This is a genomic window from Eudoraea sp. (assembly GCF_049665975.1).
Taxonomy (GTDB): domain Bacteria; phylum Bacteroidota; class Bacteroidia; order Flavobacteriales; family Flavobacteriaceae; genus Eudoraea.
Genome location: NZ_JBATGR010000141.1, coordinates 1 through 6,520, shown reverse-complemented (window position 1 = coordinate 6,520; position 6,520 = coordinate 1). Strand labels below are relative to the sequence as shown.

At 37.4% G+C, this 6,520-nt stretch carries 4 protein-coding genes; all 4 read left to right on the top strand.

The genetic code is table 11. The features are described 5' to 3' along the window. Positions 1 to 253, top strand: a 253-nt coding sequence (locus WBN20_RS05420) for an HAD family hydrolase (protein WP_424280989.1), incomplete at its 5' end; no start/stop codon positions are given. Positions 254 to 328: 75 nt separating this feature from the next. After that, entirely contained in the window at positions 329 to 2,644 is a 2,316-nt protein-coding gene (locus WBN20_RS05415) for a glycoside hydrolase family 65 protein (RefSeq protein WP_424280988.1), read from the top strand. A gap of 52 nt (positions 2,645 to 2,696) precedes the next feature. Beyond that, on the top strand, positions 2,697 to 4,586 hold the full coding sequence (locus WBN20_RS05410) for a glycoside hydrolase family 13 protein (RefSeq protein WP_424280987.1): 1,890 nt from the start codon (positions 2,697 to 2,699) through the stop codon (positions 4,584 to 4,586). Between the two features lies 1 nt (position 4,587). Continuing rightward, on the top strand, positions 4,588 to 6,468 hold the full coding sequence (locus WBN20_RS05405) for an alpha-amylase family protein (protein WP_424280986.1): 1,881 nt from the start codon (positions 4,588 to 4,590) through the stop codon (positions 6,466 to 6,468). Positions 6,469 to 6,520 lie beyond the last annotated feature (52 nt).

The following is a 6,520-nucleotide window of genomic DNA, read 5'->3' as shown; positions in this document are numbered from 1 at the left end:
GGTAACCAAAGCTAAACCTGATCCTGAGGTCTTTTTGATTGCTGCAAAAAAAATGGGTGTAGAACCAGTAAATTGTGTAGTTTTTGAGGATGCACTTGCAGGAATAGAAGCTGCAAATACAGCCGGCATGGAGAGTATAGGGATTGGAGACGTGAAAATATTGTCTGATGCTGACCATGGTTTTAACAACTTCACTGAAATAGATCTTGGGTTTTTAAATGATTTAATTTTGTTACTAAAGAGTAAAAATTAAAGTATTTATCCTGCAAATTATACTTATTTGCCTATTTTAATCAATTCTTAGAAAACGATTTAAACGCATTATAATATGAATAAAGAATATATCATAGCAGACGAATGGTCTATAATTGAAGAAGGATTTAAAAGGGAGAACGTAAAATCTTCCGAGAGCCTCTTTAGTATTGGAAATGGAGCCATGGGGCAACGGGCAAATTTTGAGGAACAGTATTCCGGACCCACTTTCCAGGGAAGCTATATTGCGGGAGTTTACTACCCGGATAAAACGAGGGTAGGTTGGTGGAAGAATGGCTACCCGGAGTATTTCGCCAAAGTCTTAAATGCACCAAACTGGATTGGGATCAACGTCTTTGTTGATGAAGAGCCTCTAGATCTTAATACTTGCACAAATGTTAAAGGCTTCAGGAGAGAACTCAATATGAAGGAAGGTTGGTATAAAAGAAACTTCACGGCTACTTTGCCCAATGCTGTTAAGGTTGATGTTGAAGTAGTTCGGTTTTTAAGCCTGGAGTTTGATGAAGTAGGAGCTATAAAGTATAAAATTACACCGGTAGATAGAAGCGCGTCTATTCGCTTTGTCCCATATTTAGATAATAGTATTAGCAATGAGGACAGCAATTGGGACGATAAATTCTGGAACGTTACTAGAGTAAGTTCTGCGGGCAAACAAGCCTTTATAGAAGCTCATACCATGAAAACTCATTTTGAGATTTGCACTTTTATGGAATGCCATTTAACCTCAAATGGAACTGAAGTACCTGTTGATATTAAAGAAGAAGTTAAAGAATTATGGGTTGGGCATGAATATACTCATACGGCAAAACAAGGTGAAGCTGTCACTTTTTATAAGTATGGAGGGTATACCGTTTCCAGAGATCACAAGCCGGATGAATTGGTGAATGCCGCAAAAAATGCCCTCAATTCTGTTACTTCCATTGGGTTCGATAAATTAATGGAAAAGCAAATATCGACCTGGGCTAAAATTTGGGAGATGAGCGACATAAGTATTGAGGGAGATGTAAAAGCACAGCAGGGCATTAGATTTAACATATTTCACCTAAATCAAACTTATTTAGGCACGGATTCCAGACTAAATATTGGCCCAAAAGGATTTACAGGAGAGAAGTATGGAGGCAGTACCTATTGGGATACTGAAGCCTATTGTATCCCCTTTTATATGGCAACCAAAGATCACCTTGTGGCCAGGAATCTACTGCAATATAGATACAATCACCTGGAAAAGGCCATTGAGAATGCCAAGAAATTAGGTTTTGTTAATGGAGCAGCATTGTACCCTATGGTCACAATGAACGGGGAAGAATGCCATAATGAATGGGAGATTACTTTTGAAGAAATCCACCGTAATGGAGCCATTGCATTTGCCATATACAACTATTACCGATTTACAGGAGACTATTCTTATATTCCTGAAATGGGTCTCGAAGTATTAATAGGTATTTCTCGCTTCTGGGGTCAAAGGGCTACATTTTCAAAAAACAAAAACAAGTTTGTAATACTTGGAGTAACAGGACCTAACGAATACGAAAACAACGTAAATAATAATTGGTATACCAATTACCTTGCAAAATGGTGTATGGAATATACACTTGAACAGCTGCAAAAGATAAAAGATGGGTATAAAGAAGACTATACCAGGATCATTGGGCGCACTTCACTTACTCCGTCAGAGACTGATAAGTGGGAAGAGATTTCACAAAATTTGTACTTTCCTTTTTCAGACGAATTGGATATTTACCTCCAACAAGATGGATTTCTCGACAAAGAACTTATCACTGTAGAAGATCTGGATATTTCCCAAAGACCAATTAATCAAAAATGGAGTTGGGACAGGATTTTGCGTTCACCTTACATAAAACAGGCAGATACCTTGCAGGGGTTTTATTTATTTGAAGACCATTTCAGTATAGAAGAACTTGAAAGACACTTCGATTTCTATGAACCATTTACAGTCCATGAATCGTCCTTGTCGCCTTGTGTTCATAGCATTCAGGCTGCTAAATTGGGCAGGATGGAGCAGGCGTACCAGTTTTATTTACGTACTTCAAGACTGGATCTGGATGATTATAACAAAGAGGTTGAAGAAGGTCTACATATCACTTCAATGGCCGGAACATGGATGAGTATTGTAGAGGGGTTTGGAGGTATGCGAATGAAAGATGACAAGCTGTCTTTTGCACCTAAAATACCAAAGCAATGGAAATCGTATTCATTTAAAGTAAATTTCAGAAATCGTATCATTAAGGTTAAAATCACAGAACATCAGACTAGTTTTGAACATGATGGGACTGCTGAAATGACAATTCGGGTAAATGGTAAAAGAGTTGTTTTAAAACCATCTAAGGAAACCATTGAACAAAACACCTAAAAGATCCGTTTTGATCACTTTATAAAGATTGTATTTGACAAGAAATTAACCCATGATGAAAATTAGATGGTTAATAAAATCAATTGTTTTAACTGGTATGCTCTTTTTGATAGTATCTTTTTCATCCGCACAGATAGATAGAGTAGAGCCTCCTAATTGGTGGTTGGGATTCAAGAATACGAGATTACAGTTAATGATAAATGGTACTGGAATTGGCACAACTACCCCGTCAATATTATACAATGGAGTTAACCTGAAAGCCTTCCATAGGTCTGAAAGCCCCAATTATCTTTTCCTTGATATTTCGATTGCTGCGGATACTTCTCCGGGTCTAATGAAAATTTTATTCACCACCGAAGACGGAAATGAAATTTCCTATTTATATCCTTTAAAAATAAGAGAAAGACTATCTGAGGAATTTTTGGGCTTTGATTCTTCTGATGTTGTCTACTTAATAACTCCCGATCGTTTTGCGAATGGTGACCCTGAAATAAATATTATTCCAGGACTGCTTGAAAAAAACATCAGCAGGGAAGATGACTATGCTCGCCATGGAGGGGATATTCAGGGAATTATTAATCATTTAGATTATATAGCCTCCATGGGATTTACTGCCATATGGCCCACTCCTTTATTAATTAACGATATGCCCCAGTCTTCCTACCATGGGTATGCCATGACTGATTTTTACAAGGTGGATCCGCGTTTTGGGAATCTCGAGAACTATATAATGCTCTCAAAGAAAGCATCAGAATATGGATTAAAATTAATCATGGACCAGGTTGCCAATCATTGCGGGGCTAATCATTGGTGGATGTCAGATTTACCGTTTAAAGATTGGGTAAACTTTCAATCAGATTATGAGGAAGGAGCTGAAGCGAAAGTTACGAACCACCGACGTACAGTAAATCAGGATCTTTATGCATCAAAAGCAGATAAAGATCTGATGAATAATGGATGGTTTGTGCCGTCAATGCCGGATTTGAACCAAAATAATCCTTTTATGGCTAATTATATTATTCAGAATAGTATTTGGTGGATAGAGACTTTAAAACTTGGAGGTATCAGGCAGGATACCTATCCGTACCCCGATAAAGAATTTATGTCCAGATGGGCTGGTAGTATTATGCACGAATATCCAAAATTTAATATTGTTGGAGAGGAATGGACTTATAATCCACTTTTGGTGCGCTATTGGCAACAAGGGATAAGCAATTCAGATGGTTATGAATCTAACCTAAAAACAACAATGGATTTTCCCTTGCAGCGTACATTAATTGAAGCACTTAATGCGGAAGAGAATTGGGATTCAGGGTTGGGGAAATTATATGAAGGACTTGCCAATGATTTTGCATATCACGATCCCTCTTCGATTTTATTTTTTGGAGATAATCATGATATGGACCGTCTTTTTACACAGTTGAATGAAGATGTTGTAAAAACCAAAATGGCACTGGCATTTATAATCTTCGCTCCCCGCATACCCCAAATTTACTATGGTACGGAAGTTTTACTAAGTAATAGTGATAACCCCGGAGATCATGGTCTTATCCGGTCTGACTTTCCAGGAGGATGGGAAAACGATAGTGTTAACGCTGTTACAGGTGAGGGCCTTAAAAGGAAACAAAAAGAGATGCAGGAATTCACAAGAAAATTGCTGAACTATCGAAAAGGAAGTACGGCAATTCATACGGGAAAAACCACTCATTTTGCTCCAAAGGATGGGGTTTATGTCATCTTCAGGCAGAATAAGGATGAAATAGTAATGCTAATACTAAACAAAAACGAGATACCATATACCTTAAACCTTGCGCGTTTTAATGAAATGAATCTTATTGGGAATAAATTTAAAGATATACTTACCTCAGAAGAAGTTATTTTGAAAAAAGATTTGCAATTAAAAGATAACGGAGTAGTAATATTCAGCAAAAAATCCAATTAGTATGCAAAAGATTGTACTGGTTGTATTAAGTTGCTTTGTTATCATATTAGGGTGTGCTGGGGAAAAGGAACAGACAAATAATAAAAAAATGAAGAGCTCAAATCAATCAAATAAAAAAGTAGTATATCAGGTATTTACACGGTTATTTGGAAATACAACTACCACAAATAAGCCCTGGGGGACTATCCAGGAAAATGGGGTTGGTAAGTTTTCTGATTTTACTGATAAGGCTTTAATGGAGATCAAAGATCTTGGTATAACTCATATATGGTATACCGGGGTTCCCCATCATGCGGGGGTAACAGATTATACAAAATACAATATTTCTAATGATGACCCGGATGTCGTGAAAGGCAGAGCGGGATCTCCCTATGCAGTTAAAGATTATTACAACGTTAATCCCGATTTGGCCGTTGACCCGTTTAATCGTTTGGAGGAGTTTAAATCTTTGATAGAGCGAACGCACAATGCGGGGTTAAAACTTATAATAGATATAGTTCCAAATCATGTTGCACGAAAATACGAAGGCGGGTCAACCCCAAATGGGAAAGTGCCATTTGGGGCAAAGGACAATACTTCAATAGAATACCATAAGGATAACAATTATTATTATATAGTAGAAGAATCCTTTAAAGTACCGGTATGGCAAAATGGTTACTTACCTCTTGGAGGTGAAAAACACCCTTTGGCAGATGGTAAATTTGATGAGAATCCGGCAAAATGGACTGGGAATGGTTCACGTATGGCACAGCCCGATTTTAACGATTGGTATGAAACTGTGAAAATTAATTATGGGGTGCGACCCGATGGATCTTATGATTTTGAAACTTTACCTGATGAATATGCTCAAAAGGACTACAAGGCCCATTACGCTTTTTGGTCTGTTAAAGATATTCCCGATTCATGGAGAAAATTTAAAGATATTGCCTTGTATTGGTTAGAAATGGGGGTGGATGGATTCCGTTTTGATATGGCTGAAATGGTACCTGTAGAATTCTGGAGCTATATGAACTCTAATATTAAAATGAAAAATCCGGATGCTTTTCTATTGGCGGAGGTTTATAATCCGGATTTATACCGCACATATATTCATAAAGGCAAAATGGACTACCTATATGACAAGGTGGAATTCTATGATAGCCTTAAGCACATTATGCAGGGTCATGGATGGACCGACCATATACCGGTAGTACAAAAAGGAATGCAGGATATTGAACATCAGATGCTGCATTTTCTTGAAAATCATGATGAGCAACGAATTGCGAGTCCTGATTTTGCAGGTAGTGCGGTAAAGGGGAAGCCTGCCATGGTAGTATCGGCTACTATAAGTACTTCTCCAACGATGATCTATTTTGGGCAGGAAGTTGGTGAACCGGGTAAAGAATATGCCGGTTTTGGTAGTCCCACCCGAACATCTATATTTGATTATATAGGAGTGCCACATCATCAGAGGTGGGTAAACAATAAAAAATTTGATGGAGGACAATTACTGCCTGAGGAAAAAGAACTTCGGGACTTTTACAAACGCTTGCTCAATTTTACCATTGGTAGCGAGGCATTAATGGGCAAGTATGCAGATATTCATTATTACAATCGTGATCATACTGAAAATTACAATTACAGAGTATTGTCTTATGTGCGATGGTCTCAAAATGAAAAATTAGTTATACTAGCAAATTTTGATGCTAATGAGTCCTATTCTTTTGAATTAAAAATTCCAAATGAAATAATTAAAGTATGGGGCTTAAAAGAAGGTTCTTTTAAGATGACGGATGCGCTCTATGGTGAAACATTAAAAGAGCTGAAGGTTGGTGATGGAATAGGTAGATTAAATGTGGAGATTGATCCGTTAGAGTCATTTATCTTAAAACTTTCCGATTAAATTATTTGAAAAAAGCTGAACCCTGGCTCAAATTATCTCTTTTAGGATATAC

Bases quoted from the DNA above. Each gene is read 5' to 3' on its own strand.
- WBN20_RS05415 (WP_424280988.1), top strand. From the start codon at position 329: ATGAATAAAGAATATATCATAGCAGACGAATGGTCTATAATTGAAGAA.
- WBN20_RS05410 (WP_424280987.1), top strand. From the start codon at position 2,697: ATGATGAAAATTAGATGGTTAATAAAATCAATTGTTTTAACTGGTATG.
- WBN20_RS05405 (WP_424280986.1), top strand. From the start codon at position 4,588: ATGCAAAAGATTGTACTGGTTGTATTAAGTTGCTTTGTTATCATATTA.